At 65.6% G+C, this 23,511-nt stretch carries 22 protein-coding genes and 1 tRNA gene; 7 read left to right on the top strand and 16 right to left on the bottom strand.

What is annotated here, in order from left to right; translation table 11 throughout:
• Nucleotides 1–1,677, bottom strand: a complete 1,677-nt coding sequence (locus tag NEF64_RS06815; RefSeq protein WP_056406245.1) for a putative bifunctional diguanylate cyclase/phosphodiesterase — start codon at nt 1,675–1,677, stop codon at nt 1–3.
• Nucleotides 1,678–1,863: 186 nt separating this feature from the next.
• Entirely contained in the window at nt 1,864–4,113 is a 2,250-nt protein-coding gene (parC, locus tag NEF64_RS06810) for a DNA topoisomerase IV subunit A (protein WP_031396316.1), read from the bottom strand.
• Between the two features lie 222 nt (nt 4,114–4,335).
• Between parC and NEF64_RS06805 the strand changes: the two genes are divergently transcribed.
• From NEF64_RS06805 to purQ, 6 genes are all read left to right on the top strand, one after another.
• Nucleotides 4,336–5,232: an alpha/beta hydrolase gene (locus NEF64_RS06805; protein ID WP_082446785.1), complete on the top strand. Its 897-nt coding sequence runs from the start codon at nt 4,336–4,338 to the stop codon at nt 5,230–5,232.
• A gap of 34 nt (nt 5,233–5,266) precedes the next feature.
• Nucleotides 5,267–6,481, top strand: a complete 1,215-nt coding sequence (gene kynU / locus NEF64_RS06800; protein ID WP_252574728.1) for a kynureninase — start codon at nt 5,267–5,269, stop codon at nt 6,479–6,481.
• Nucleotides 6,482–6,621: 140 nt separating this feature from the next.
• Entirely contained in the window at nt 6,622–7,725 is a 1,104-nt protein-coding gene (locus NEF64_RS06795) for an acyltransferase family protein (protein ID WP_156360329.1), read from the top strand.
• Nucleotides 7,726–7,873: 148 nt separating this feature from the next.
• Entirely contained in the window at nt 7,874–8,653 is a 780-nt protein-coding gene (gene purC / locus NEF64_RS06790; protein ID WP_031396310.1) for a phosphoribosylaminoimidazolesuccinocarboxamide synthase, read from the top strand.
• Nucleotides 8,654–8,884, top strand: coding sequence for a phosphoribosylformylglycinamidine synthase subunit PurS (gene purS, locus NEF64_RS06785; protein WP_031439802.1), 231 nt, complete (start codon nt 8,654–8,656; stop codon nt 8,882–8,884). It abuts the gene before it with no gap.
• A gap of 13 nt (nt 8,885–8,897) precedes the next feature.
• Complete coding sequence (purQ, locus tag NEF64_RS06780; RefSeq protein WP_056406243.1) at nt 8,898–9,566, top strand: phosphoribosylformylglycinamidine synthase subunit PurQ; 669 nt, start codon at nt 8,898–8,900, stop codon at nt 9,564–9,566.
• A gap of 127 nt (nt 9,567–9,693) precedes the next feature.
• Here purQ and NEF64_RS06775 read toward each other — a convergent pair whose 3' ends face one another.
• Nucleotides 9,694–10,395, bottom strand: a complete 702-nt coding sequence (locus tag NEF64_RS06775) for a queuosine precursor transporter (RefSeq protein ID WP_051916672.1) — start codon at nt 10,393–10,395, stop codon at nt 9,694–9,696.
• Between the two features lie 106 nt (nt 10,396–10,501).
• Between NEF64_RS06775 and NEF64_RS06770 the strand changes: the two genes are divergently transcribed.
• Nucleotides 10,502–10,578: transfer RNA gene (locus NEF64_RS06770), tRNA-Arg, on the top strand.
• Nucleotides 10,579–10,584: 6 nt separating this feature from the next.
• Here the strand turns inward: NEF64_RS06770 and NEF64_RS06765 are convergent.
• From NEF64_RS06765 to rplO, 13 genes are all read right to left on the bottom strand, one after another.
• Nucleotides 10,585–11,016 carry a c-type cytochrome gene (locus NEF64_RS06765; protein ID WP_252574726.1) on the bottom strand — a complete coding sequence of 144 codons (432 nt, stop codon included), beginning with the start codon at nt 11,014–11,016 and terminating at the stop codon, nt 10,585–10,587.
• A 649-nt stretch (nt 11,017–11,665) separates the two neighbouring features.
• Nucleotides 11,666–13,282: a carboxylesterase/lipase family protein gene (locus NEF64_RS06760; protein WP_156360328.1), complete on the bottom strand. Its 1,617-nt coding sequence runs from the start codon at nt 13,280–13,282 to the stop codon at nt 11,666–11,668.
• 107 nt (nt 13,283–13,389) lie between these two features.
• Nucleotides 13,390–14,946, bottom strand: a complete 1,557-nt coding sequence (gene guaA, locus NEF64_RS06755) for a glutamine-hydrolyzing GMP synthase (RefSeq protein ID WP_056406242.1) — start codon at nt 14,944–14,946, stop codon at nt 13,390–13,392.
• Nucleotides 14,947–15,040: 94 nt separating this feature from the next.
• Complete coding sequence (gene rplQ / locus NEF64_RS06750) at nt 15,041–15,463, bottom strand: 50S ribosomal protein L17 (protein WP_031395235.1); 423 nt, start codon at nt 15,461–15,463, stop codon at nt 15,041–15,043.
• Between the two features lie 251 nt (nt 15,464–15,714).
• A complete protein-coding gene (locus NEF64_RS06745; RefSeq protein ID WP_031395236.1) occupies nt 15,715–16,785 on the bottom strand; it encodes a DNA-directed RNA polymerase subunit alpha in 1,071 nt (356 codons plus the stop codon).
• Between the two features lie 100 nt (nt 16,786–16,885).
• Nucleotides 16,886–17,275: a 30S ribosomal protein S11 gene (rpsK, locus tag NEF64_RS06740; RefSeq protein WP_031395237.1), complete on the bottom strand. Its 390-nt coding sequence runs from the start codon at nt 17,273–17,275 to the stop codon at nt 16,886–16,888.
• Nucleotides 17,276–17,359: 84 nt separating this feature from the next.
• Nucleotides 17,360–17,728, bottom strand: coding sequence for a 30S ribosomal protein S13 (gene rpsM / locus NEF64_RS06735; RefSeq protein WP_031395238.1), 369 nt, complete (start codon nt 17,726–17,728; stop codon nt 17,360–17,362).
• 215 nt (nt 17,729–17,943) lie between these two features.
• Nucleotides 17,944–18,177: a hypothetical protein gene (locus tag NEF64_RS06730; protein WP_031395239.1), complete on the bottom strand. Its 234-nt coding sequence runs from the start codon at nt 18,175–18,177 to the stop codon at nt 17,944–17,946.
• A gap of 49 nt (nt 18,178–18,226) precedes the next feature.
• Nucleotides 18,227–19,570, bottom strand: a complete 1,344-nt coding sequence (locus tag NEF64_RS06725) for a sensor histidine kinase (RefSeq protein ID WP_056406241.1) — start codon at nt 19,568–19,570, stop codon at nt 18,227–18,229.
• A gap of 6 nt (nt 19,571–19,576) precedes the next feature.
• Entirely contained in the window at nt 19,577–20,269 is a 693-nt protein-coding gene (locus NEF64_RS06720; RefSeq protein WP_031395241.1) for a winged helix-turn-helix domain-containing protein, read from the bottom strand.
• Nucleotides 20,270–20,479: 210 nt separating this feature from the next.
• Complete coding sequence (locus NEF64_RS06715) at nt 20,480–21,130, bottom strand: adenylate kinase (RefSeq protein ID WP_037529375.1); 651 nt, start codon at nt 21,128–21,130, stop codon at nt 20,480–20,482.
• 51 nt (nt 21,131–21,181) lie between these two features.
• A complete protein-coding gene (gene secY / locus NEF64_RS06710) occupies nt 21,182–22,546 on the bottom strand; it encodes a preprotein translocase subunit SecY (protein WP_031393745.1) in 1,365 nt (454 codons plus the stop codon).
• Nucleotides 22,547–22,871: 325 nt separating this feature from the next.
• Nucleotides 22,872–23,414: a 50S ribosomal protein L15 gene (gene rplO, locus NEF64_RS06705; protein WP_031393746.1), complete on the bottom strand. Its 543-nt coding sequence runs from the start codon at nt 23,412–23,414 to the stop codon at nt 22,872–22,874.
• Nucleotides 23,415–23,511 lie beyond the last annotated feature (97 nt).

Genomic DNA, 23,511 nt, shown 5'->3' with positions numbered 1-23,511 from the left:
TCAGGCCAGGATCGGGACCCGGTTGAAGATCGACTCGAACGCCTGAGCCGCCTCGAGCGGCCGAGCGAAGACATAGCCCTGGCCATAGGTGCATCCGAGCGCCGCGAGCGTCTGGGCCAAGTCGCCCGTCTCGATCCCCTCCGCGGTCGTCTGCATGTTGAGCGCCTGTGCGAGACTGAGGATCGCGCGGACGATCGACACCTTGTCACGGTCCGCCAGCATCCCCGTCACGAAGCTCCGGTCGATCTTCAGCACATCGATCGGCAGTTTCTGGAGATAGGCGAGATTGGAATAACCGGTGCCGAAATCGTCCATGGCGAGCGTCGTACCGAGATCCTTCAGCGCGTGCATCGCCTGCGCGATCCGGTCCGGGTCGGACACGATCGCGCTTTCGGTCAGTTCGAGGGTGAACCGATCGCCGCCGAGCCGCGAGCGAGACAGCGCCGACTCGACCACCGGCGCGATCGCATCGCGCTGAAGCTGGATCGCTGACAGGTTCACCGCGACGCGAACGCCGCAATGCCCGCCGGCACGCACGTCCCACGCCGCCAGCGTCCGCGCCGCCGCATCGATCGCCCAGCGCCCCAGTGGAACGATCAGCCCCGATTCCTCGGCAACCGGAATGAACTGTGTCGGCGGGATCTCGCGACCATCCTCGTCGGTCCACCGCGCCAGCGCCTCGAACGCGACGATACGCCCGGTCGCAAGGTCGCAGATCGGCTGATAGGCAAGCCGCAGCCGATCATTCTCGATCGCGCGACGCAGCGCGGTCTCCATGCCAAACTGTTCGCGTGCGATGACGAATTCCTGGCGCTGATAGCATTCGGTCCGCCCCGTCGCCTTGCCGCGCTTCACCGCGAACTGCGCGTGGCGGATCATCTCGGCGGTGTCGCCGGTCTCGTCCCGGCCATAGGCGATGCCGATCGAGCATTCGACGCGGATCTCGTAATCGGTCAGGCGGAACGGTGCGATCAGCGCGCGCTGGATCCGGTCGGCGAGACGCAGTGCCTCTGCGGGATCCTCGTCGATCGTCATCAGCACCGCAAACTGCCCGCCGCCGACCCGCGCCAGCGTATCGCGGACCCGCAGCGCGCCCTTGATCCGCCGCGCGACGGTGATCAGCATCTCGTCGCCGACCAGCGATCCCAGACACGCGTTCAGCCGCCCGAACCGGTCGATATCGATCGCCAGGACCGCGCGCGCGGCGTGATCCTCGACCGCCTCGACCAGATCCTCGAACCCTTCGCGGTTGAGCAGCCCGGTCAGGCTGTCGGTCGTCATCTCGCGCCGCATGCTGCGTTCGGTATGGATCTGCGAGGTCCGGTCGACGAAGCTCAGCGTGCACCGGTCGTGGATCGCTGCGCTGCTCCGCGCGATCGTCACGCGGTAATGCCGGCAATCGATCGTGTCGCCAAAGGCCCAGTCGAAGTCGAGTCGGGTCTGCGACGTCAGCAGAAAGGCGATGATCCGATCGCCCAGATCGGCGATCATCGGCGACCGTGCCGCGACGACGCCCAGCCCGGCCAGGCGATAGGCCCGGTTCATCGCGAACAGCTCCAGCCCACCATTCTCGAGCGTCAGGTGGACCATCGGAATCGGGCTCAGCTCGAGGCCGCGCGCGACGAGATCAGCCGAGACGGTTGCCGGTTGTTCGGCCTCGTGAAGAACCCATTCCATAGTCCCGCCTAACCCGGCTTCGTTAAGGCCGCGTGAAATTTACAAAAGACCCAAAACGAGTACGATTATTTCAACGCCGGTTCAGACAGCCCCGCACCAGTCCGCAACGACCCGGCCACTGGCCCCCGATTTACCCTGGAGTCAGATCGCGATGGTCAGCACGCATCGCCTTAGCATAGACGAATTTCAGCCGAATCGGTTGTCGCGGGGGAAACCTGTGGGGGGCATCCGCCCGGCCGCACCGCGCGCCGTGCGCCACGGCCCCAGATCCGCCTCGGTCCGCGTGCGTTTGGTTTCGCCGCCCATCGCCCAGCTCAAGCCGTTGGCGAACACGAAGGTGATCGCATCCGCCAGCCCGCCGTCGCGGTAACGCTGGAGCTGCACCCCCTGCCCGCGATTCATCTCGACCAGCTCGTTGATCGGGAACACCAGCAGCTTGCGGTTGTCGCCGATCGCCGCGACATAATCATCCGCGGGGTCGACAGGACGGACCAGCTTCACCTTCTCGCCGATCCGCGGCGTCATCACCGTCTTGCCCTTGCGTGTCTCCGCGATCACGTCCGCTGCGGTCGCGATGAACGCGCGGCCATCGGTCGCCGCGACCATCAGCTTGGCCTGCCGCGCCGCCGGCAACAACGCGACGATCCCGACGCTGCCGTCGAGGTCGATCATCGCGCGCACCGGCTCGCCAAAGCCGCGCCCGCCCGGCAGCTTGTCCGCCGCCAGCGTGAAGAATCGCCCATTCTCCGCCGCCAGCAACAGCTTGTCGGTCGTCTGCGCATGGAAGGCGAAGGCCGGGCCATCGCCCTCCTTGAACTTCAGCGCCTCGGGGCTCGCCAGATCATTATGCCCGCGCATCGCCCGGATCCAGCCGCGCTGCGACAGGATCACCGTGATCGGCTCGCGCTCGATCATCGCCTCAAGCGGAATGTCGCGAGTCGGCGCCGCCTCCTCGATCGTCGTGCGCCGCTTGCCGAGCAGCGTCTCGGCGCCATAGCGGTCGCGGATCTTGCGCAGGTCCGCCTTCATCCGCTTCTTCTGCAGCTTGGGATCGGCGAGCAACGCGGTCAGCGTCGCCTGTTCCTTATCGAGCTTGTCGCGTTCGGTCTTGATCTCAAACTCTTCGAGCCGGCGAAGCGACCGCAGCCGCATGTTCAGGATCGCCTCCGCCTGACGATCAGTCAGGTTGAACTCGGCGATCATCACCTTTTTCGGCTCGTCCTCGGTGCGGATGATCTCGATCACGCGGTCGAGATTGAGATAGGCGATCAGATAGCCGTCGAGCAGTTCGATCCGGTCGGCGATCTTCTCCAGCCGGTGCTGGGTCCGCCGCGTCAGCACGACGAACTGATGCTCGACCCAGGCCGACAATGCCTCGCGCAGCGACATCACGCGCGGCGTGCGATCCTTGTCGAGCACGTTAAGGTTGAGGCTGACCCGCGTCTCGAGATCGGTCAGCCGGAACAGCCCGTCCATCAGCACCTGCGGATCGACCGTCCGGCTCCGCGGCTCCAGCACGATGCGGATTTCGGCGTCCGATTCGTCGCGCACGTCCGCCAGGATCGGCAGGCGCTTGGCGTTGATCAGGTCGGCGATCTGCTCGATCAGCTTGCCCTTCTGCACGCCATACGGGATCTCGGACACGATCAGCGTCCACATCCCGCCCTTTTCGCGCTCGATTTCCCAGCGCGCGCGCACCCGGAACCCGCCGCGCCCGCTGGCATAGGATTCGCGGATCACCGCTGGCGGATCGACGACCAGCCCGCCGGTCGGAAAGTCCGGCCCCGTCACATGCGCCAGGATCGCGTCATTGTCGGCATCGGGCTGATCGACCAGCAGGATCGCCGCCTCGATCAGTTCGGCGGCATTGTGCGGCGGGATGCTCGTCGCCATCCCGACCGCGATCCCGCTCGCGCCATTGGCAAGCAGATTGGGGAACATGCCGGGGAACAGCTCGGGCTCCTCGTCCTCGCCATTGTAGGTCGGGCGAAGATTGGCCGCATCCTCGTCGAGCCCGTCCATCAGGTCGACCGCGACCTGTGTCAGCCGTGCCTCGGTATAGCGGTACGCGGCGGCGTTATCCCCGTCGATATTGCCGAAATTGCCCTGCCCGTCGACCAGCGGATAGCGCAGCGAGAAGGTCTGCGCGAGCCGGACCATCGCGTCATAGACCGACTGGTCGCCATGCGGATGATATTTGCCGATCACGTCGCCGACGACGCGCGCGCATTTCTTGTAGCCCTGGCTCGGATCGAGCTTCAGCAGACGCATCGCCCAGAGCAGCCGCCGGTGCACCGGCTTCATCCCGTCGCGCACATCGGGCAGCGACCGCGCGGTGATCGTCGAGAGCGCATAGACGAGATACCGCTCGCTCAGCGCGCTGTCGAAGGGGGCGTCGACGATGGAATCGAAGGGATCTTTGAAATCGGTGACCATAGTTGCCTTGTGGATAGCAAGCGCGGCCCAAAGGTTCCACTGTTGTTCTCAACACCCCGACCAGGCCGCCCGGTCCTCATCCCCTGCCCGTCACCCTGACGAACATCAGGACCCACGAGCCAAGCCTCCCACCGATATTGCGTCCACCCGCAACGTCCGCCACCGTCAGACCATGACCGCTGCTGCGTTCGTCACCTGCTCCCCGAAAGGCCCCGCAACCCCATGATCCGCCTTGCCTTTCTTGCGCTCGCCGCCATCTCCACACCGGTGACCGCCGAACCGCCCGCACCCAAGCTCCTGACCTGGCCCGACCTCGTCAAACGCCCGAAGCCCAGCCCAGACGCGACCATCGCCTATGGTCCCGACCAGATGCAGAAGGTCGATGTCTGGCGGCCGAAGGGCAAAGGCCCCTTCCCGGTCGTGGTGATGGTCCATGGCGGCTGCTGGACGACGAGCATCGCCGATCGCAGCCTGATGAACTGGGTCGCGGACGATCTTCGCAAGAACGGCATCGCGGTCTGGAACATCGATTATCGCGGCGTCGACCGCGCCGGCGGGGGTTATCCGGGGACGTTCGAGGACGCGGCGAAGGCGACCGACGCGCTCACTGCGAACGCGGCGACCTTCAGTCTCGACACGCGCCGCATCGTCGCGATCGGCCATTCCGCCGGCGGCCATCTCGCGCTCTGGCTCGCCGCCCGCGCGAAGCTTCCTGCTGCCAGCCCGCTCCACAGCAGCGCGCCGCTGCACATCGACCATGTCATCAGCCTCGGCGGGTTGCCCGATCTTGAGGCGACGGCGGCCACCCCCGCCAATGGCTGCGGCACGGAGGTCGTCGCCAAGCTCGTCGGGACGCCCAGCGCGGCCCGTGCGGATGTGTACGCCGACACATCGGTGCCGCGCCTCCTCCCGCTCGGCATCGCGCAGGACCTCGTCAACGGTCGCGAGGACCGGATCATCCCCTTCCCCTTCGCCACCGATTATGTCGCCAGGGCGAAAGCCGCAGGCGACACCGCCGTCCTCCACACCATCCCGGCGACCGGCCATGTCGAACTCGTCGCACCCGAGACAGCGGCCTGGGCCGACGCGAAACGGCTGATCGCGGCTGCCCTGAAATGACCCTGAACCCGCCCGTATCGACAAAGGCCCGACCATGACCCTCGACGAAGTCCGCGCGCTTGACGCCGCCGATCCTCTGGCAGCGTACCGGGAGCAGTTCGCGCTGCCGGAAGGCGTGATCTATCTCGACGGCAATTCACTCGGCGCGCTTCCCAAGGCGACGCCCGCCGCGCTCGCCGACGTCGCGACCCGCCAATGGGGCGATCGGCTGATCCGCAGCTGGAACGAGGGCTGGATCGACGCACCGCAGCGGATCGGCGCGAAGATCGCCCCGCTGATCGGCGCCGCCGCGGACGAGGTGATCATCGGCGACACGACCTCGACGCATCTGTTCAAAGCGCTGGTCGCGGCGTTACGCGCCAACCCCGACCGCCACACGGTGCTGAGCGAGGCCGGCAATTTCCCGACCGACCTCCATATCGCCGAGGGCGCGGTCGCCTGCGTCCCCGACGCCCGGCTGAAGGTGGTCGCGCGCGCGGATCTCGCAGAGGCGCTCGACGAGGACACCGCGGTGCTGCTGCTCACCCATGTCCACTACAAGACCGGCGAGCGGTTCGACATGACCGCGTGGACCGCCCGCGCGCACGATGCCGGCGCGTTGATGCTCTGGGACCTCAGCCACAGCGTCGGCGCGGTACCGATCGACCTGAACGGCGCCGACGCCGATCTGGCGGTCGGCTGCACGTATAAATATCTCAACGGCGGCCCCGGCGCGCCCGCCTTTATCTATGTCGCGACGCGCTGGCAGGACAGGCTCGCCAGCCCGCTGTCCGGCTGGATGGGCCACGCCGCGCCCTTCGCGTTCGAGGACGCCTATCGCCCCGCGCCGGGGATGAAGCGCTGGCTCGCGGGCACGCCCGCGATGCTGTCGACCGCCGCGCTCGAAACCGCGCTCGACCTCTGGGCCGATATCGACCAGCACGCCGTCGCCGCCAAGAGCGCGCGTCTGTTCGACATCCTCGCCGCCGCCGGCGACGCGCTCGGCCTCGACTGCGTCAGTCCGCGCGATCCCGCCCAGCGCGGCAGCCATATCAGCTTCCGCCACCCCCATGCCCATGCGATCACGCAGGCGCTCATCGCGCACGGCGTCATCGGCGACTTCCGCGACCCCGACATCCTCCGCCTCGGCCTGACCCCGCTCTATCTCAGTCATGAAGACGTCTGGTGCGCGGGCGAGATGCTGAAAAAGATCGTCGAAACCGGAGAATGGCAGAATCCGCAGTATTCGGAACGACTTGCCGTTACCTGAGAACAGCATCCTTCGCTAACGGCCAAGAGTTGTAAAATAACGCGGCTTCACGTCCGACGAACCAGCCCTGACTTTCACTGTACGATCTGTTAGCCGATAGGCGCGGCGCATGGGGAGCGTCGCGCCGCGGGGGCGTAACAGTGACAATCAAACAGTCGGGTCATGTCGAATTATACGGCGTACAGATGCTGCGCGCGATCGCGGCGCTGGCCGTCGTCGTCCATCACGCGCTGGAGGAGTCGGGGGGTGCGATCGGAAAGTTCAGCCCCGACTGGCTGACGACATCGGGCGCATCGGGCGTCGACATATTCTTCGTCATCAGCGGCTTCATCATGTTCCACGTCACGTTCAGGGATCGCCGCGGCCCGCCGACACCCGGGACCTTCCTGTTTCGCCGCGCCACCCGCATCTACCCCTTCTACTGGTTGTGCTGCCTCGCCGTCCTGACGATCTCGGCGATGGGATTCCTTGCTTCCAACCATTATCCCGCACGGACGATCGCCGGCGCGCTGATCCTGCTGCCGGGCAATGCGCTGCTCGGAACCGCGTGGACGCTTGTCTTTGAAATGTATTTCTACCTTCTCTTCGCGGCCACGCTCTGGGCGCGCTCGGCGACGCTATCGGTGATCGCGACGATCGCGGCGATCCTGTGCCTGCAGGTCGCGGGATCGCTGATGCCTGCGACCGCCACCGCCAAGTTTCTCGCAAGCCCGCTATCGCTCGAATTCTGCTTCGGCCTCGTCCTGGGATATGGCTATGCCGCCTGGACTCGCCGCGAACGGGCCTGGCCCGTGCCGCCCGTCATGGCACTTGTCGCAATGGCGGTTATGGCCGTCGTGCCGCTGTTCGTCGCGCACGACGCCACCACCAGCCTGCCCGAACTGCCGCGCATCGCGGCGTGGGGCCTTCCCGCAGTCGTCGTCGTCGCCAGCGTCTTGACGATCGGCGCACCACGCACCGCGGTGGCGCGGTTCCTCGTTCTGCTTGGTGATGCCTCCTATGCGCTGTATCTCACCCACGCCTTCGTGATGATGGGCTATGGATGGCTGGTGAAGATTCCCGCGGTCAGCCGACTGCCGCAGCAACCCGTCGTGGTCCTGATCGTCATCATCGCGATCATCATCGGCCTGCTCGCCCATCTGCTGGTCGAGAAACCGCTGCTCGGTCTCGTTCGCCGACTGACCCCGGCCCGCCCCGCCCGGGCGGCGCCGGTGGACCAGCCGCTTCCCGAAGTCGCCGGATAGCATCGACAGCCCTGCATTCCGTTCACACCGGCACGCCGATCCGATTGCACCGCCCGCGCCCTTCGCCTATAGGCGCGGCCTATTCCGGCCTCGGCTCCGCGAAGATTATCGTGGGGGTCGGGGCCGCTCAATTTTCAGGGGACCGCGCATGGCTCGCCGCCGCCAGATCTACGAAGGCAAGGCCAAGATCCTCTACGAGGGTCCCGAGCCCGGCACGCTGATCCAGTATTTCAAGGACGACGCGACCGCGTTCAATGCCCAGAAAAAGGGTACGATCAACGGCAAGGGCGTGCTCAACAACCGGATTTCCGAGCACATCTTCACGCTGCTCGATCATATCGGCGTGCCGACGCACTTCATCCGCCGGCTTAACATGCGCGAGCAGCTGATCCGCCAGGTCGAGATCGTCCCGATCGAGGTCGTCGTGCGCAACGTCGCCGCGGGTTCGATCTCGAAGCGTCTTGGGATCGAGGAGGGCACCAAGCTGCCCCGCACGATCATCGAATATTACTACAAGGACGATGCACTCGGCGATCCGATGATCTCCGACGAGCATATCGCCGCGTTCGGCTGGGCGAGCCAGGAGGAGATGCACGACATCGCCGACCTCGCGATCCGCGTGAACGATTTCCTGTGCGGGCTGTTTGCCGGCGTCGGCATCCGCCTCGTCGACTTCAAGCTCGAATTCGGCCGCATCTTCGACAACGACTATGGCCGCATCATCCTCGCGGACGAGATCAGCCCCGATGGCTGCCGTCTGTGGGACATGGAAACCAACGAGAAGATGGACAAGGACCGCTTCCGCCGCGATCTCGGCGGCGAAGTCGAGGCCTATCAGGAGGTTGCACGCCGTCTTGGCCTGTTGCCCGAAGGTGGCGACAATTCGGTCCTCGACCTCGAAAAGCATCGCAAGAACCGGGGCAAGTAAATGAAACTCAAGGTTTTCGTGACACTCAAACCCGGCGTGCTCGACCCGCAGGGCCGCGCCATCCATCACGCACTCGGCAGCCTCGGCTTCGACGGCGTGCAGGACGTCCGCCAGGGTAAGCTGATCGAGCTGGAGGTCGCCGACGATACCGACGACGCGACGATCGACGGCATGTGCCGCAAGCTGCTCGCCAACACGGTGATCGAGAATTACCGGGTCGAGAAGGCATGAAGGTGGTAAAATCATGAAGACTGCGGTCATCGTTTTTCCCGGCTCCAACTGCGACCGCGACATTGCCGTCGCGCTGGAAACGGTGACCGGCGTCAAGCCGACGATGGTCTGGCACGGCGACGCCGACCTGCCGGGCGATGTCGGGCTGGTCGCGGTGCCCGGCGGCTTCTCCTACGGCGATTACCTGCGCTCGGGCGCGATCGCCGCACGCTCGCCGATCATGCGCGCAGTCGTCGAGCAGGCTGGCAAGGGCCTGCCCGTGCTCGGGATCTGCAACGGCTTCCAGGTGCTGACCGAGGCGGGGCTCCTGCCCGGCGCGCTGATGCGCAACCAGGGGCTGAACTTCGTCTGCCGTGACGTCGCGCTGACCGTCGAGACGTCTTCGAGCCGCTTCACGTCTGGCTATAGCGCTGGCGAACGCGTCTCCTTCCCGGTCGCGCATCATGACGGCAATTACTTTGCCGACACCGAGACGCTCGACCGCCTCGAGGGCGAAGGCCGCGTCGCCTTCCGCTATGCCGAGAGCGTCAACGGATCGGCGCGCAACATCGCTGGCCTGCTCAACGACAAGGGCAACGTTCTCGGCATGATGCCGCACCCGGAACGCCGGATCGAAGCGGCGCATGGCGGCACGGATGGCCGGCGGCTGTTCGAAGGCCTGATGGAAGCCGTCAGCGCTTAATCGGGTTCGTCACCCCACCCCACCCCATCCGTTCGCCCTGAGCGAAGTCGAAGGGCCTGAGACCCAGGTGCTTCGACTTCGCTCAGCACGAACGGGTGGGGGCGGAAGCGGATCGCATGCGACAAGTTTAAACCCGCGTCCGGAACGGCGAAAAGTCCGTCCCCTCGTCATACACATCCACCCCCTCGCGCCGCTTGAGCCACCCCACCGCGACATAGGTTAGCGGCGTCAGCAGCACCTCCCACGACACCTTCAGCGCGAACTGGCTGACCATCACCATCAGCATCGCCTCGACCGGCCAGTCGGGCGCGCCGTAAAAGGCCAGCGGATAGAAGATCAGGCTGTCGAACGCCTGCCCTACCACCGTGCTGCCGATCGTCCGCGTCCACAGCATGCGCCCCTTGGTCCAGATCTTCATCCGCGCGAGCACGAAGCTGTTGGCGAACTCGCCTACCCAGAACGCGCAGATCGAGGCCAGCACGATCCGCGGCACCTGTCCGAACACCGACTCATACGCCGCCTGCCCCGTCCACCCCGCGTCCGGCGGCAGCGCGACGACCACCGTCGACATGAACACCATGAAGAGCATCGCGCCGAACCCGGCCCAGATGCAGCGGCGCGCACGCGCATAGCCGTAGACTTCGGTCAGCACGTCGCCGATCACATAGCTGACCGGAAAGAACAGGATCCCCGCGCCGAACGGCCAGGCACCGATGAACGGCAGGTCGATCACCGCCCGCTTGCCCGCGCCGATGACGTTGGACAGCAGGAGGATCGTGACGAATGCCGCCATCACGAAATCGAAATAGCGGAACTGTTCACTGCGCATGGCAGTGGCCGCCACCGGCTCGGGCGCGTCGGGATCCACGATATTCATCGCGTCGTTATGATGACGGTTCCAAGCTCGTGCAATGCACGCTAATCGGAACGCGTGCGCGCCCGTAGCTCAGTTGGATAGAGCAAGGAGCTTCTACCTCCTCGGTCGGGGGTTCGACTCCCTCCGGGCGCGCCAATTTTCCTAACGGTCTCGGCGATAGGTCGCGAGATAGGCGATCACGTCGGCGCGCTGCTGCGCATCGGACAGACCGGCAAAGCGCATCGTCGTCCCCGGCACCAAGCCCTGCGGTGCTCGAAGCCACGCATCGAGCCGCGCTGCATCCCAGCGCCCGCCCATTGCCTGCAACGCCGCGGTATAGGCAAATCGCGGCCGGCGTTGCGCGACCGGGCCGTCGACCACGTCATAAAGATTGGGGCCATCGGTATCGACTGCGTCCGCACCGATCGTGTGGCAGGCGTTGCACTGAACGAACACGCGCGCACCCGCCACCGGGTCGCCCGTCAGCGTCCCGACCACCACGCGGCGTTCCACGGCGGCGGCATCCCGGCCATCGCCCGACTGCTGGCATGCGCCGACGAGCATCAGCCCCAGTGTCACCCCGATCCTCCGCATGCCTTCGCTCCGATACCACCGGCCCGTCCGAACGGCCGCGCCCCCCGCCTAGCGCAGATTTTCGGGCGAAACGAGGCAGCGGCGTGACGAGCGGTGCTGTCAAGTTTCGCCGCCAATGCTAGCTTGTCGTTAGCGACGCAGTGCCGATACGGCATCGCGTCCTCGGCGCCCCGCCCGGATACGAGAGTGTCGCACGGACGGGCGGGGCGCCCCGTTCATTTTCAATTCACGACTGCTTGGCATAAGCCATGGGCAGAGGCGTTGCCGAGTATCGCGTAACCTTCAGCGCCCCGCCAGTTTTCAGTCACACGGGCCGGCGGGGCGCGCAGCACCATCCCTCCCCGCTTGGTCGGCATCGTTCGGTGCAGACCACACACAGCGCAATCGGGATCGCCGAATCGCAATTCGATCTCCAGGTTTGTCCCGCAATCGGTCGGCACAACTTCCTTTCAAAAGTCTTGATACATCGCGGCATTCCGCCCATATCCGATCTGTCCGACGCGCTTCCCCAAGACAGCAGCGTCGGCGCTGGACTGCGGCCCGCACGAGTTATCCCCTTTTCTCGAGCGGGCCGATTCCTACTGAAATTGACAGAAGACGCCGACGCCAGACGCTCGAACTATGTGTGCAAGCGGCTGCGTGGCGTGCCTCAGCGCCGTTCGGGGCCTGCTGCCACGGCGTCGGCGGCCCCCTGTACCGCATCCAGCCGGGCCTTGAGCGGATCCACGCCGTTGATCGCGCTCGCATCGGCCTGCAGCAGCTGCACGGCGCCCCGGCGTGCGTCGAAGGCCGGCCAGCGCGGTAGTCCCGGCGCGTTGGGATCGCCCTTCCGCACGAAATTGACGACATAGCGGTTGGCGAGCTGCGCGGCGCGGGCATCCTGCGGGGTTAGCGCCGCGCCGTATTTCGCGGCAACCGTGTCGAAGAAATACGGGATGTCCGTGGCATGCGGCGCGCCCGACCAGTCCTTGCGCATCGATTGTGCGACATAGCCGAAGCGATAGAGATAGGCTGGCTGCCCCGCGCGCTGCGTCTCCTGCGCGACGAGCCGCGCGGGTTCGTGCATCAGGCGGTCGCGTCCTACCTCGGGACCGACCGCGGCAAGCTCCTGCGTGCCCGCGGGATCATAGGCGGCGCGGGCGGCGTCGGCCTGCGCACCGAAGCTGGCGAACAGCCCCTCCTTGGACGTCTCGCCAAAGCCCGCGATATCCGCGTCGGTGGTCCCGACCATCATCGGTACCGCCATCGCGGTCCCTCGCCGCATCGCTCCGTCCGTCGTGCCGACCACGATGCGGCCATCGACGATCGGTCCGCCCGCATAGGTCGGCACATCCACCGGGCCCCGATAGGCAAGGTTCAACTCGCCGCGCACCTGATCGGCGGGCAAGGCGCGAAGCGCCGCGAGCGTTTCCGCATCAGACCGTCCCGCAATGCCCTGGGTCGTCGCAAAGTTGACGCCGATCGTCTCGGCCGAAGGCCTGCCGCCCGCCTCGGCGCGAAGCGGCACGCCACCGATCAATGTGCGCCCGCCGCCCGACATCACGATCGCCCGCGCGAACAGGCCCTTTGCCATCGGCGATGCCATCAGGTTCAACACCGAAGCGCCCCCTGCCGATTCACCCATCAGCGTGACCTGCGCCGGATCGCCCCCGAATTTCGCGATGTTCGCTTGCACCCATTGCAACGCCGCGATCTGGTCGAGCAGCGCATAGTTGCCGAGCGGTCCCTCGTTCGCGGCGCTCAGCGCGGGATGCGCGAAGAAGCCGAACCGTCCGAGCCGGTAGTTGAAGCTGACGAACACGACGTCCTGCCGTGCGAACGCCGACCCGTCATAGACCGCAGGCGACGACCCGCCATTCACGAACCCGCCGCCATAGATCCAGACCAGCACGGGTTTAGGCGCCGCTGACGCCGCCGGACGCCAGACGTTGAGGACGAGACAATCCTCCGCCGGCGTCGTGCCGAGCGGCGCGGCATCGCTCGGAAAGGGCAGTTGCATGCAGTCATGCCCGAAACGGTCCGCCGCGCGCACGCCCGACCATTTCTGCACCGGCTGCGGCGCCCGCCAGCGCAAGGGGCCGACCGGCGGCGCTGCAAAGGGTATGCCCTTGAAGACCGCGACGCCTGCGGCCGTCGTGCCGGTCACCGACCCGCCCTCGACCTTGACCGCGGGCGTCACGCCCTGCGCCGCGCCTGTGCCCGGGACCATCGCGGCAACACACGTCATCGCGATCGCCAGCGCCTTCGACGCCCTCTGCATGCTCATCACCGCTCTCCCCCGGTCCTGCTTGTCTACGAGGGAATGGAACACCCGCGCCCATCCTGCAATCGGGGAAACCGCTCAGGCGAAGAGGCGCACGCCGCCCATGGGGCTCACTCCCACTCGATCGTACCGGGCGGCTTCGACGTATAGTCGTAGGTGACGCGGTTGATGCCCTTGACCTCGTTGATGATCCGGGTCGCCACGCGCGGCAGGAAATCGCCCGGGAACTGGAACGCCTGCGCGGTCATCCCGTCGGTCGACGTCACCGCACGCAGGGCGAGGACGTTATCGTAGGTGCGCCCATCGCCCATCACGCCGACGCTCCGGACGGGCAGCAGCACCGCGAACGCCTGCCAGATCGTGTCGTAGAGCCCCGCCGCGCGGATCTCCTCGAGATAGATCGCATCCGCCTTGCGCAGGATGTCGCAGCGTTCCTTGGTGACTTCGCCGGGGATGCGGATCGCGAGGCCGGGTCCGGGGAACGGGTGACGCCCGACGAAGATCTCGGGCAGACCCAATTCGCGACCAAGCGCGCGGACCTCGTCCTTGAACAGTTCGCGCAAGGGCTCGACGAGCTTCATGTTCATCCGCTCGGGCAGACCGCCGACATTGTGGTGGCTCTTGATCGTTACCGACGGCCCGCCGGTGAAGCTGACGCTCTCGATCACGTCGGGATAGAGCGTACCCTGAGCCAGGAACTCCGCCCCGCCCAGCTTCTTGGCCTCGGCATCGAACACGTCGATGAAGGTCTTGCCGATGAACTTGCGCTTGAGTTCGGGGTCAGTGATCCCAGCGAGACCGCTCAGGAACAGTTCCTCGACGTTCACATGGATCAGCGGGATGTTGTAGGCACCGCGGAACAGGCTGACGACCTGCTCGCTCTCGCCCGCGCGCATCAGCCCGTGGTCGACATAGACGCAGGTGAGCTGCTCGCCGATCGCTTCATGGATTAGAACCGCCGCGACCGCCGAGTCGACGCCCCCCGACAGGCCGCAGATAACCCGGCCGCTACCGACCTGCGCGCGGATCTCGGCGATCTTGGTCTCGCGGAACTCGGCCATCGTCCAGTCGCCGCTGAGCCCGCAGACGTGGCGCGCGAAATTCGCGATCAGCTTGCCGCCATCGGGTGTGTGGACGACCTCGGGGTGGAACTGCACGCCGTAGAAGCGCCGCGCCTCGTCGGCGACGATCGCATAGGGGGCACCGGTCGACACCGCGACGGGGGTGAAGCCCGGCGGGATCGCGTCGACCTTGTCGCCATGGCTCATCCACACCTGGTGCCGCTCACCCTCGGCCCACAGCCCGTCGAACAGCGCGCAAGGCGACTTCACCTCGACGAAGGCGCTGCCGAACTCGCCGCCATCACCCGAGACGATCACGTTGCCGCCGAGCTGCGCGGACATAACCTGCTGGCCGTAACAGATGCCAAGGATCGGGATCCCCGCCTCGAAGAAATGCTGCGGCACGCGGGGGCTATTCTCGGTCGTGACCGAGGCGGGGCCACCCGACAGGATGATCCCCTTTGGCTGCATCCGTTCGAACGCGGCCGCGGCGGACTGGAAGGGGGCGATCTCGCTATAGACGCCCGCCTCGCGCACGCGGCGGGCGATCAGCTGGGTTACCTGGCTGCCGAAATCGACGATGAGAATGCTGTCTGGGTGCTCCATGTCGGGCGCATAGCCGGATGGAACCCGTAACGAAAGAGGCCGCGCTTCCCGGATGGGAAACGCGGCCTGCAATTCGACTAACGAGAGGCGGGGATTATGCCGCTTCGTTGTAATCCTCGTCCGACATCACCGGACCCGAATCCTGGCCCTTCGCCGAGACGTCGCGGTCGACGAACTCGATGACGGCCATCGGTGAGGCGTCCGACATGCGGATGCCGGCCTTGATGACGCGGGTATAGCCGCCGTTGCGATCCGCATAACGGGTCGCCAGAACGTCGAATAGCTTCACCAGCTGGGCGTCGTCGAGCAGCTTGCCATGCGCGAGACGACGGTTGGACAGGCCACCCTTTTTCGCGAGCGTGATCAGCTTCTCGATGTAAGGACGCAGTTCCTTCGCCTTGGCGACGGTGGTGGTGATCTGCTCGTGCTTGATGAGCGCGGCGCTCATGTTGCGGAACAGAGCAAGACGGTGGGCCGAGGTCCGCTGAAGCTTACGGCCGCCTACGCGATGGCGCATGTTTAATACCTTTTCGTTCGTTCAGGGGCCGTATGAGGTACCCGGGAGCTGGTCGCCGTTAAGGCCGGCGACCGATGCCTTCGTAAAGACAGCAAGGCCGGGTTTCGTCAATCACGAAACCCGCACCTTGCCTACTTTAATCTCCTACCGGATGGCGCCGCGGCAAAGCCGCGTCGTCGGTCGGGTGAAACCCGCCGGCCGGGCTGGCGTCGTCTCCGGGTTAGCTGGCGCTAACCCGGTGCGACTTGGCCTTAGCCCATGATTTCCTGCTCGAGCTTCTTGGCCATCTCTTCGATGTTCTCAGGCGGCCAGCCCGGGATTTCCATGCCCAGGCGAAGACCCATCGACGACAGCACTTCCTTGATCTCGTTCAAGGACTTGCGGCCGAAGTTAGGCGTGCGCAGCATCTCGGCTTCGGTCTTGCCGACCAGATCGCCGATGTAGATGATGTTGTCGTTCTTGAGGCAGTTCGCCGAACGCACCGACAGCTCAAGCTCGTCGACCTTCTTGAGAAGGTAACGGTTGATCTGCTGCGTGTCGCCTGCGGGCTCCGCACCACCGGCAGCGGGTGCTGCCTGGCCGATCGGGGCCGACGAACGGGTGACCGACGAATCGTCGAAGTGGACGAACAGCGCGAGCTGGTCCTGGAGAATGCGACCGGCATAGCCGACTGCGTCTTCCGGGGTGATCGTGCCGTCGGTTTCGATCGTCAGCGTCAGCTTGTCGTAATCCAGGTCCTGACCGACGCGGGTCGGGTCGACCTTGTACGACACCTGACGTACCGGCGAGTACAGCGCATCGACCGGGATCAGACCGATCGGCGCGTCGGCCGGGCGGTTTGCGGTCGCGGGCACGTAACCCTTACCGATGTCGGCGGTCAGCTCCATGTTGAGCGTCGCACCCTCATCGAGATGGCAGATCACGAGATCCTTGTTCATGATCTCGATGTCGCCCGAGACGGCGATGTCGCCGGCCTTGACTTCACCCGGACCCGTTGCCGAGAGCTGGAGGCGCTTGGGCCCCTCGCCTTGCATGCGGATCGCGATCTGCTTCACGTTGAGGACGATGTCGGTCACGTCCTCGCGGACGCCGGCCAGAGACGAGAACTCATGCAGCACGTTCTCGATCTTGATCGAGGTCACGGCCGCGCCCTGCAGCGACGAAAGCAACACGCGACGCAGCGCGTTGCCGAGCGTCAGGCCGAAGCCACGCTCGAGCGGCTCGGCGATGAAGGTCGCCTTGCGCTTGGTGTCGCCACCGGCCTTTTTCTCCAGGCCGCTGGGCTTCTTGAGTTCCTGCCAGTTCTTTGCGTTGACAGACACTTGCTTCCCCTAATTTGGGGGCCGGCGGACAGGACGTCCACCGGCCATGAATATGCACCCGTGCCGCGCGATCAACCGCGCACGGGCAACGTCGGAGAAATCAGACGCGACGACGCTTCGAAGGACGAACGCCGTTGTGCGGGATCGAGGTCACGTCGCGGATCGACGTGATCTGGAAACCGACCGCCTGCAGCGCGCGCAGTGCCGACTCGCGGCCCGAACCGGGGCCCTTCACTTCGACTTCGATCGTCCGGACGCCGTGCTCGGCGGCCTTCTTGCCCGCGTCTTCCGCTGCGACCTGCGCCGCGTACGGAGTCGACTTGCGCGAGCCCTTGAAGCCCATTGCGCCGGCCGACGACCACGAGATCGCGTTGCCCTGGGCATCGGTGATCGTGATCATGGTGTTGTTGAAGCTGGCATTCACGTGTGCGACGCCAGAGGTGATGTTCTTGCGCTCGCGCCGCTTAATGCGCTGAGGTTCGCGTGCCATGGTGTATTTCCTGACCTGTATCTGCGTGACGCCGGGCGGTCCCTCGGGACCAGCGCCGGCGGAGTAATCCGGTGTTGAGTCGGATTACTTCTTCTTGCCGGCGATCGGCTTAGCCTTGCCCTTGCGGGTGCGCGCATTGGTGTGCGTACGCTGGCCGCGGACCGGCAGGCCCTTACGGTGACGAAGACCACGATAGCAGGCGAGATCCATCAGGCGCTTGATGTTCATCGACACTTGGCGACGCAGATCGCCTTCGACGGTGTAGTCGGCGTCGATCGCCTCACGGATGTGCAGCACTTCCTGGTCGGTCAGGTCCTGAACTCGTGCGGTGTCGGCAATGCCGAGCTTCGCGACGATTTCCTTGGCCTTGGTCGAACCGATGCCGTGAATATAGGTCAGCGCGATCACCACGCGCTTGTTGGTCGGGATATTAACACCCGCGATACGTGCCATGAACTTGGTTCTCCTGCTCCACGAGGTCCGGCATGGCTGCACGGCCCTCATCTCCTAGCGATGATCCGAAACGCACGATAACGGCGAACGCAAAAGAGCGCCGCCGGGAACCGTCGTATCGGGGAGGTCGAATTAGGCGCGCGCTAACGAACTGTCAAGCCGCGGGTTCCGCCGCCCGCGTGATGCGCCCCTGCGATGCGTGAAGTGCGACCGCGTCAGGGCCGGGGCTCGGCCACCCGTCGCATCACGATCCAGCGCCGCAGCGCGACGACGAACCAGATCAGCTCGACCAGGCCGAACGGCCATGCTCCTTGCAGGAAGCCATAGGCCGATCCGAACAGGCACCCGACCGCGAAGCCGAACGTCCACCAGTGCGATCCCGATTCCTTGGCATAGCACAGCAGGGTGAAGGAGACCGCGGCAAGCCCGAAAAGCGAAAGTGCGTCCATCGGCCGCCTCTTGCCGCGTCCGCACACACAAAGCCATCCCCGCGCGCGGTCAGACCGGCAGGACGATCCGCGCGACCAGGCCGGGCGCATTGTCCCCCAGTTCGAACCGCCCGTCATGCAGCCGAGCGACCGCCTCGACCAGCGCCATGCCCAGCCCCGCCCCCGGGGTCGTGCGTGCGCTGTCGAGTCGCCCGAATCGCTTGAGCGCCTGTGCACGGTCCGCCACCGCGATCCCTGGCCCGCGATCCTCGACCTGGATCGCGACGCCGTCACCGCGCTCGATCAGGCGAAGCGTCACCGTGCCGCCACTGGCACCATGCCGCAGCGCATTGTCGATCATGTTGGTGATCGCCTGGCTCAGCAGTTCGCGGTGCAGCGCCATTGCCGGTGGCCGATCGTCGATCGCCACGACGAAGCTCAAGCCCGCGTCCTCGGCGACCGGGGCATAGAGCTCACCGATCTCCTCGAGCAGGTTCGCAGGCGACACCTGGATGAACCGGTCGCGCGACACCGATCCCGACCGGCTGATCTCGATCACCATCGTCAGCATCCGCATGACGAGGTCGGTCTCTGTCAGCAGCCCGCCCAGCGCCACTTCACGCGCGTCGGGGTCCGCGATCAGCACCGCCTGCTCGGTCTTGGTCCGTAATCGCGCGAGAGGGGAACGAAGGTCATGCGCCAGGCTGTCGGTCACGACGCGCAGCTCGGCCATCACCCCCTCAAGCTTGCTGAGCATGACGTTCAGCCGCGCAGCCAGCCGGTCGAACGCGTCACCGCCACCCGCGACCACGGCCACACGGCGTGACAGGTCACCCTCGCCCGCAGCCTCGACGACGCTCGCTATCCCGTCGAGACGCCGACCGACATAACGCGCGAGAACGAGTCCCCCGACGATGCCGAGCGCGAGCGAGAGGGTGATGGCGAAGGCCAGCGCGCGCTCCATCGCACGTTCCTCCGCCGCGATCAGGTCAAGGTTGCGGCCGGTCAGCAGCCATTGCCGGCCGATCGGGTACAGGGCGTACCCCGTCTCGCGCGCGTTCCACAACGCGTCGTCGCCAAGCCGGGCGATCCTGAAGCGGGTCATCCGCAGCGGCACGGTCAGCCGGGCGGGCGCGACCCCCTGGACGGTCCGTCCGTCCGCGTCGACGAGCGCGAGTACCAGCGAGACGTCGCCGGGGCTGACCGCCTCGCCGATCGCCTGGCGCAGTTCGGGAATACCGCCGACCTGCCAGACGGTACGCAGCGCATCAGACTGTTCGGTGGTCTCGCGCCGGATCGCATCGATCGCATCGGCGCTGGTCTGTTTCCAAACGAAGCCGATCAGCGCGAGGTTGGACACCAGCGACAGCATGATCGCGAGCAGCGCGATCCGCGCGGTGACCGACAGGCGCATCGTGGTTCAGCCCTCCACGGCGAGCCGGTATCCTGCCCCACGTACCGTATGGAGGATCGGCGTCGGGAACCCGTCCTCGAGCTTGCGCCGCAACCGCCCGATATGGACGTCGACGACGTTCGATCCTGGGTCGAAGTGATAGTTCCAGATCTTCTCGAGCATCATCGTCCGCGTCACGACCTGCCCTGCATGCCGCGCGAGGAATTCCAGGAGGTTGAATTCACGCGCGCCCAGCGGGATGGTGTGCCCACCGCGCGACACGACGCGCGAGAGCAGGTCGATCTCGAGATCGCCGACCGACAGCTTGGTCTTTTGCGGATCGCTCGCGAGGCGGTCCGACCGGCGCACCAGCGCCTCGACGCGCGCCGACAGTTCCGCGAACGAGAAGGGTTTGCAGAGATAGTCGTCGGCCCCGGCCTTCAGCCCGTCGACCCGGTGATCGACCGCCGCGAGCGCGGAAAGGATGAGGACCGGGGTGACGATGCCGGCCGCGCGGACCGCGCTGACCATGGCGAGGCCGTCGAGCCCTGGCAGCATCCGGTCGGCGATGATGAGGTCGAAGATGCCCTCGCTCGCGAGGAACAGTCCGTCACGCCCATCGCCACAGGTCTCGACGGCATAACCCGCTTCGGTCAGCCCCTTGGCTAGATAGCTCGCGGTCGAGACATCATCTTCGACAATCAGGATCTTGCGGTTCACGGCGTCATCGCTTTCCCCTGTCCCATAACGGAAAGGCCGGCGGAAATCACTTCCCGCCGGCCCCCACGGTACCCCCGGGAGTGACGGGCACCGATCTCTGGAAACTCGCGCCGCTCGTTCGGGCGACACGCGTCTCTTAGGATCGGGCACTCGACAGGGGGATGACCCGAACATGACAAACCTGTCATGTTCGGGTCGGTGATCGTATAATCAGCGGTCGTCGAGGATCGCTGCGATCGCGACGCCGACATGGCCAATATCCGCCATCCCGTCGACGCGGCGCACAAGCCCGCGCGCATCGTAGATCGGCAGGATCGGCGCGGTCTTGGCGCGATATTCGGCCATCCGCGTCTTGACGGTTTCGGCATTGTCGTCGGGACGGCGCTTGAACTCGGTCGAGCCGCACACGTCGCAGACCCCGGCAACCGCCGGCTGCTTGAACCGATCGTGATAGCCGGCGCCGCAGTTGGCACAGGTATACCGGCCGACCACGCGGTCGATAAGCGCGGCCTCGTCGACCCCGAGCTCGATCACGTAGTCGAGAGTACGCCCGCGAGCCGCGAGCAGCCCGTCGAGCGCCTCGGCCTGGGCCGCAGTGCGCGGATAGCCGTCAAAGATCACGCCGTTTGCGGTATCGGGCTGGTCGAGCCGCTCGCCGATGATGCCCGACACGATGTCGTCGCTGACCAGGCCCCCGGCGGCCATCACGGCTTTCGCCTGAAGGCCGACGGGCGATTCCGCTGCGACCGCAGCACGCAGCATGTCGCCGGTGGACAGCTGGACCATGCCGCGTTCGGCCACGAGCGTCGCGGCCTGCGTGCCCTTGCCCGCACCTGGCGGGCCAAGAAGGATGATATTCACGAAACGCACTCCCCTCGTTCGTGCAGGATTATAAACCGGTAACCCCGCAACTTAGCGAAGTCGACCGCCCTTCAGCTTCGCCTTCTTGATCAGGTCGCCATATTGATGCGCGAGCAGATGGCTCTGGATCTGTGTCACCGTATCCATCGTCACGTTGACGACGATCAGCAGGCTGGTCCCGCCGAGATAGAAGGGGATCGACAGCGCCGTGACCAGATATTCGGGCAGCAGGCAGATGATCGTCAGATAGGCGGCACCGATGACGGTGATGCGCGTCAGAACATAATCGAAGTAGTTCTCGGTGTTCTTGCCCGGACGGATGCCGGGGATGAACCCGCCATGCCGCTTCAGATTGTCCGCCGTCTCTTCGGGATTGAACACGATCGCGGTGTAGAAGAACGAGAAGAAGATGATGCCGGCGCCGTAGAGCAGCATGTAAACAGGGCTGCCGTGCTGCAGATACTGGTTGAGCGTGATGATGAAATCGCCCCACTGCGACTCACCTGCAACGCGCTGACCCGCGAACTGCGAGATCGTCAGCGGCATCAGCAGCAGCGACGAGGCGAAGATCGGCGGGATGACACCCGCGGTGTTGATCTTCAGCGGCAGATGGCTGCGATCGGCCTGCATCCCGCGCTGCGTCTGGCGCTTGGGATACTGGATCAGGATGCGACGCTGCGCGCGCTCCATGAAGCAGATGAACAGGACGAGCAGGACGACCGCGACGATGATGCCGATCAGCTTGATCGGGTCGAGGCTGCCCGAACGGCCACCCTCGAGCAGGTTGACCAAGGTCGTCGGCAGATGCGCGACGATGCCCGCCATGATGATCAGCGAGACGCCGTTGCCGATGCCGCGGCTGGTGATCTGCTCACCCAGCCACATCAGGAACATCGTGCCGCCGATCAGCGAGATGACCGCCGCGATGCGGAACGTCATACCCGGTTCAATCACCGCGGCGATGCCCTGGTTCGCGCCGAGCGTCTCGAGCCCGACGGCGATGAAATAGCCCTGCACCGCGGTCAGGCCGACCGTGCCGTAGCGGGTATACTGGTTCAGGCGCTTGCGGCCCGATTCGCCGTCCTTCTTGATCGCGGCGAGCGTGGGGCTCAGCGAAGTCGCGAGCTGCACCACGATCGAGGCGGTGATGTAGGGCATCACGCCAAGCGCGATCAGCGACATGCGGCTGAGCGAGCCACCCGAGAAGGTGTTGAAGAAGTCGAGCACGCCGCCCTGCGTCTGCTGCGACAACAGCCCCAGCGCGGTCGGGTCGACACCCGGCAACGGGACATAGCTGAGCAGGCGGAAGACGATCAGGGCGCCGATCGTGAACCACAACCGCTTCTTGAGATCGGTCGCCTTGGCGAATTTGGACAGGCTGACGCTTTGCGCCATCTGGTCGGCTGCGGATGCCATACGTGTGATCGTCCTGGAAACAAAGAAGGCGGGAAGCGTTGTGACCGCCCCCGCCGCTCATATAGGCGCAGGAGCGCGCTTGTCTAATGCCTAGGTGCGTTATGCGAGCCCGAGGGGCGCTCGGTCGCCCCCTGCCCCGTTCGTCCTCAGCGAAGTCGCAGGACGTTGCCCCAGGTGACGTACCCTTCGACTACGCTCAGGGCGAACGGAGGAAGGGTGGTCTCGAAAAACGGGCGGGTCGGAAGCGGGCGACAGGAAGGCGCCACGTCAGGCAAATAAAAAAAAGGGGCCGGCGCTCTCGCACCCGCCCCCTTTCTCGTTCAGCTCAGGCCTTGAACGACGCCTTGTGCGCCGCACGCTCCTTGTACTTCACGCCCTTCTTGGCGGCAGCCTTCTCGGCTGCGGGGACGAAGTGGATCACCTCGACCTTGCCGCCGATCTTCTCGACCGCCTCGATCGCGCCCTTCGACGCGCCGTCGACGGTGAACGAGAGGACCGTGGTCAGCTCGCCCTTGGCGAGGAGGCGGACGCCGTCCTTGCCGCCGCGTGCCAGGCCAGCGGCCTTGAGCGCGTTGTGGTCGAGCGTGGCGTTCGCCTCGATCTTGCCGGCATCGACCGCGAGCTGGATCGCGCCGAGGTTGACCTCTGCAAAGTCCTTGCGGAAGATGTTGTTGAAGCCGCGCTTAGGCAGACGCATGTGGAGCGGCATCTGACCGCCTTCGAAGCCGGCGATGGACACGCCCTCGCGGCTCTTCTGGCCCTTCTGGCCGCGGCCGCCGGTCTTGCCCTTGCCCGAGCCGATGCCGCGTCCGACGCGCATCTTGGACTTACGGGCACCTTCGTTATCGCGGAGTTCGTTGAGCTTCATGGTAATGCACTCGCTTTCGCTTGTTACGCGCTGGTTGAAAAACCGGGTTGGATTCTGGAATAAGAAAGGGGGCCGTTAGCCCCCTTTCCCGTATTTG

Source organism: Sphingomonas aerolata, from assembly GCF_023935825.1.
GTDB classification, from domain to species: Bacteria; Pseudomonadota; Alphaproteobacteria; order Sphingomonadales; family Sphingomonadaceae; genus Sphingomonas; species Sphingomonas aerolata.
Note: the sequence above shows the minus strand (reverse complement) of the source record. Positions and strands in the feature narration are given on the sequence as shown.

What these genes read in the sequence shown, in the direction of transcription:
- NEF64_RS06725 (WP_056406241.1), bottom strand. Translation starts at nt 19,570, where the DNA reads ATGCGCCTGTCGGTCACCGCGCGGATCGCGCTGCTCGCGATCATGCTG.
- secY (WP_031393745.1), bottom strand. Translation starts at nt 22,546, where the DNA reads ATGGCATCCGCAGCCGACCAGATGGCGCAAAGCGTCAGCCTGTCCAAA.
- NEF64_RS06730 (WP_031395239.1), bottom strand. Translation starts at nt 18,177, where the DNA reads ATGGACGCACTTTCGCTTTTCGGGCTTGCCGCGGTCTCCTTCACCCTG.
- parC (WP_031396316.1), bottom strand. Translation starts at nt 4,113, where the DNA reads ATGGTCACCGATTTCAAAGATCCCTTCGATTCCATCGTCGACGCCCCC.
- rplQ (WP_031395235.1), bottom strand. Translation starts at nt 15,463, where the DNA reads ATGCGCCATCGCGTAGGCGGCCGTAAGCTTCAGCGGACCTCGGCCCAC.
- purS (WP_031439802.1), top strand. Translation starts at nt 8,654, where the DNA reads ATGAAACTCAAGGTTTTCGTGACACTCAAACCCGGCGTGCTCGACCCG.
- rpsM (WP_031395238.1), bottom strand. Translation starts at nt 17,728, where the DNA reads ATGGCACGTATCGCGGGTGTTAATATCCCGACCAACAAGCGCGTGGTG.
- kynU (WP_252574728.1), top strand. Translation starts at nt 5,267, where the DNA reads ATGACCCTCGACGAAGTCCGCGCGCTTGACGCCGCCGATCCTCTGGCA.
- purQ (WP_056406243.1), top strand. Translation starts at nt 8,898, where the DNA reads ATGAAGACTGCGGTCATCGTTTTTCCCGGCTCCAACTGCGACCGCGAC.
- rplO (WP_031393746.1), bottom strand. Translation starts at nt 23,414, where the DNA reads ATGAAGCTCAACGAACTCCGCGATAACGAAGGTGCCCGTAAGTCCAAG.
- guaA (WP_056406242.1), bottom strand. Translation starts at nt 14,946, where the DNA reads ATGGAGCACCCAGACAGCATTCTCATCGTCGATTTCGGCAGCCAGGTA.
- NEF64_RS06805 (WP_082446785.1), top strand. Translation starts at nt 4,336, where the DNA reads ATGATCCGCCTTGCCTTTCTTGCGCTCGCCGCCATCTCCACACCGGTG.
- NEF64_RS06775 (WP_051916672.1), bottom strand. Translation starts at nt 10,395, where the DNA reads ATGCGCAGTGAACAGTTCCGCTATTTCGATTTCGTGATGGCGGCATTC.
- NEF64_RS06760 (WP_156360328.1), bottom strand. Translation starts at nt 13,282, where the DNA reads ATGAGCATGCAGAGGGCGTCGAAGGCGCTGGCGATCGCGATGACGTGT.
- NEF64_RS06765 (WP_252574726.1), bottom strand. Translation starts at nt 11,016, where the DNA reads ATGCGGAGGATCGGGGTGACACTGGGGCTGATGCTCGTCGGCGCATGC.
- NEF64_RS06815 (WP_056406245.1), bottom strand. Translation starts at nt 1,677, where the DNA reads ATGGAATGGGTTCTTCACGAGGCCGAACAACCGGCAACCGTCTCGGCT.
- purC (WP_031396310.1), top strand. Translation starts at nt 7,874, where the DNA reads ATGGCTCGCCGCCGCCAGATCTACGAAGGCAAGGCCAAGATCCTCTAC.
- rpsK (WP_031395237.1), bottom strand. Translation starts at nt 17,275, where the DNA reads ATGGCACGCGAACCTCAGCGCATTAAGCGGCGCGAGCGCAAGAACATC.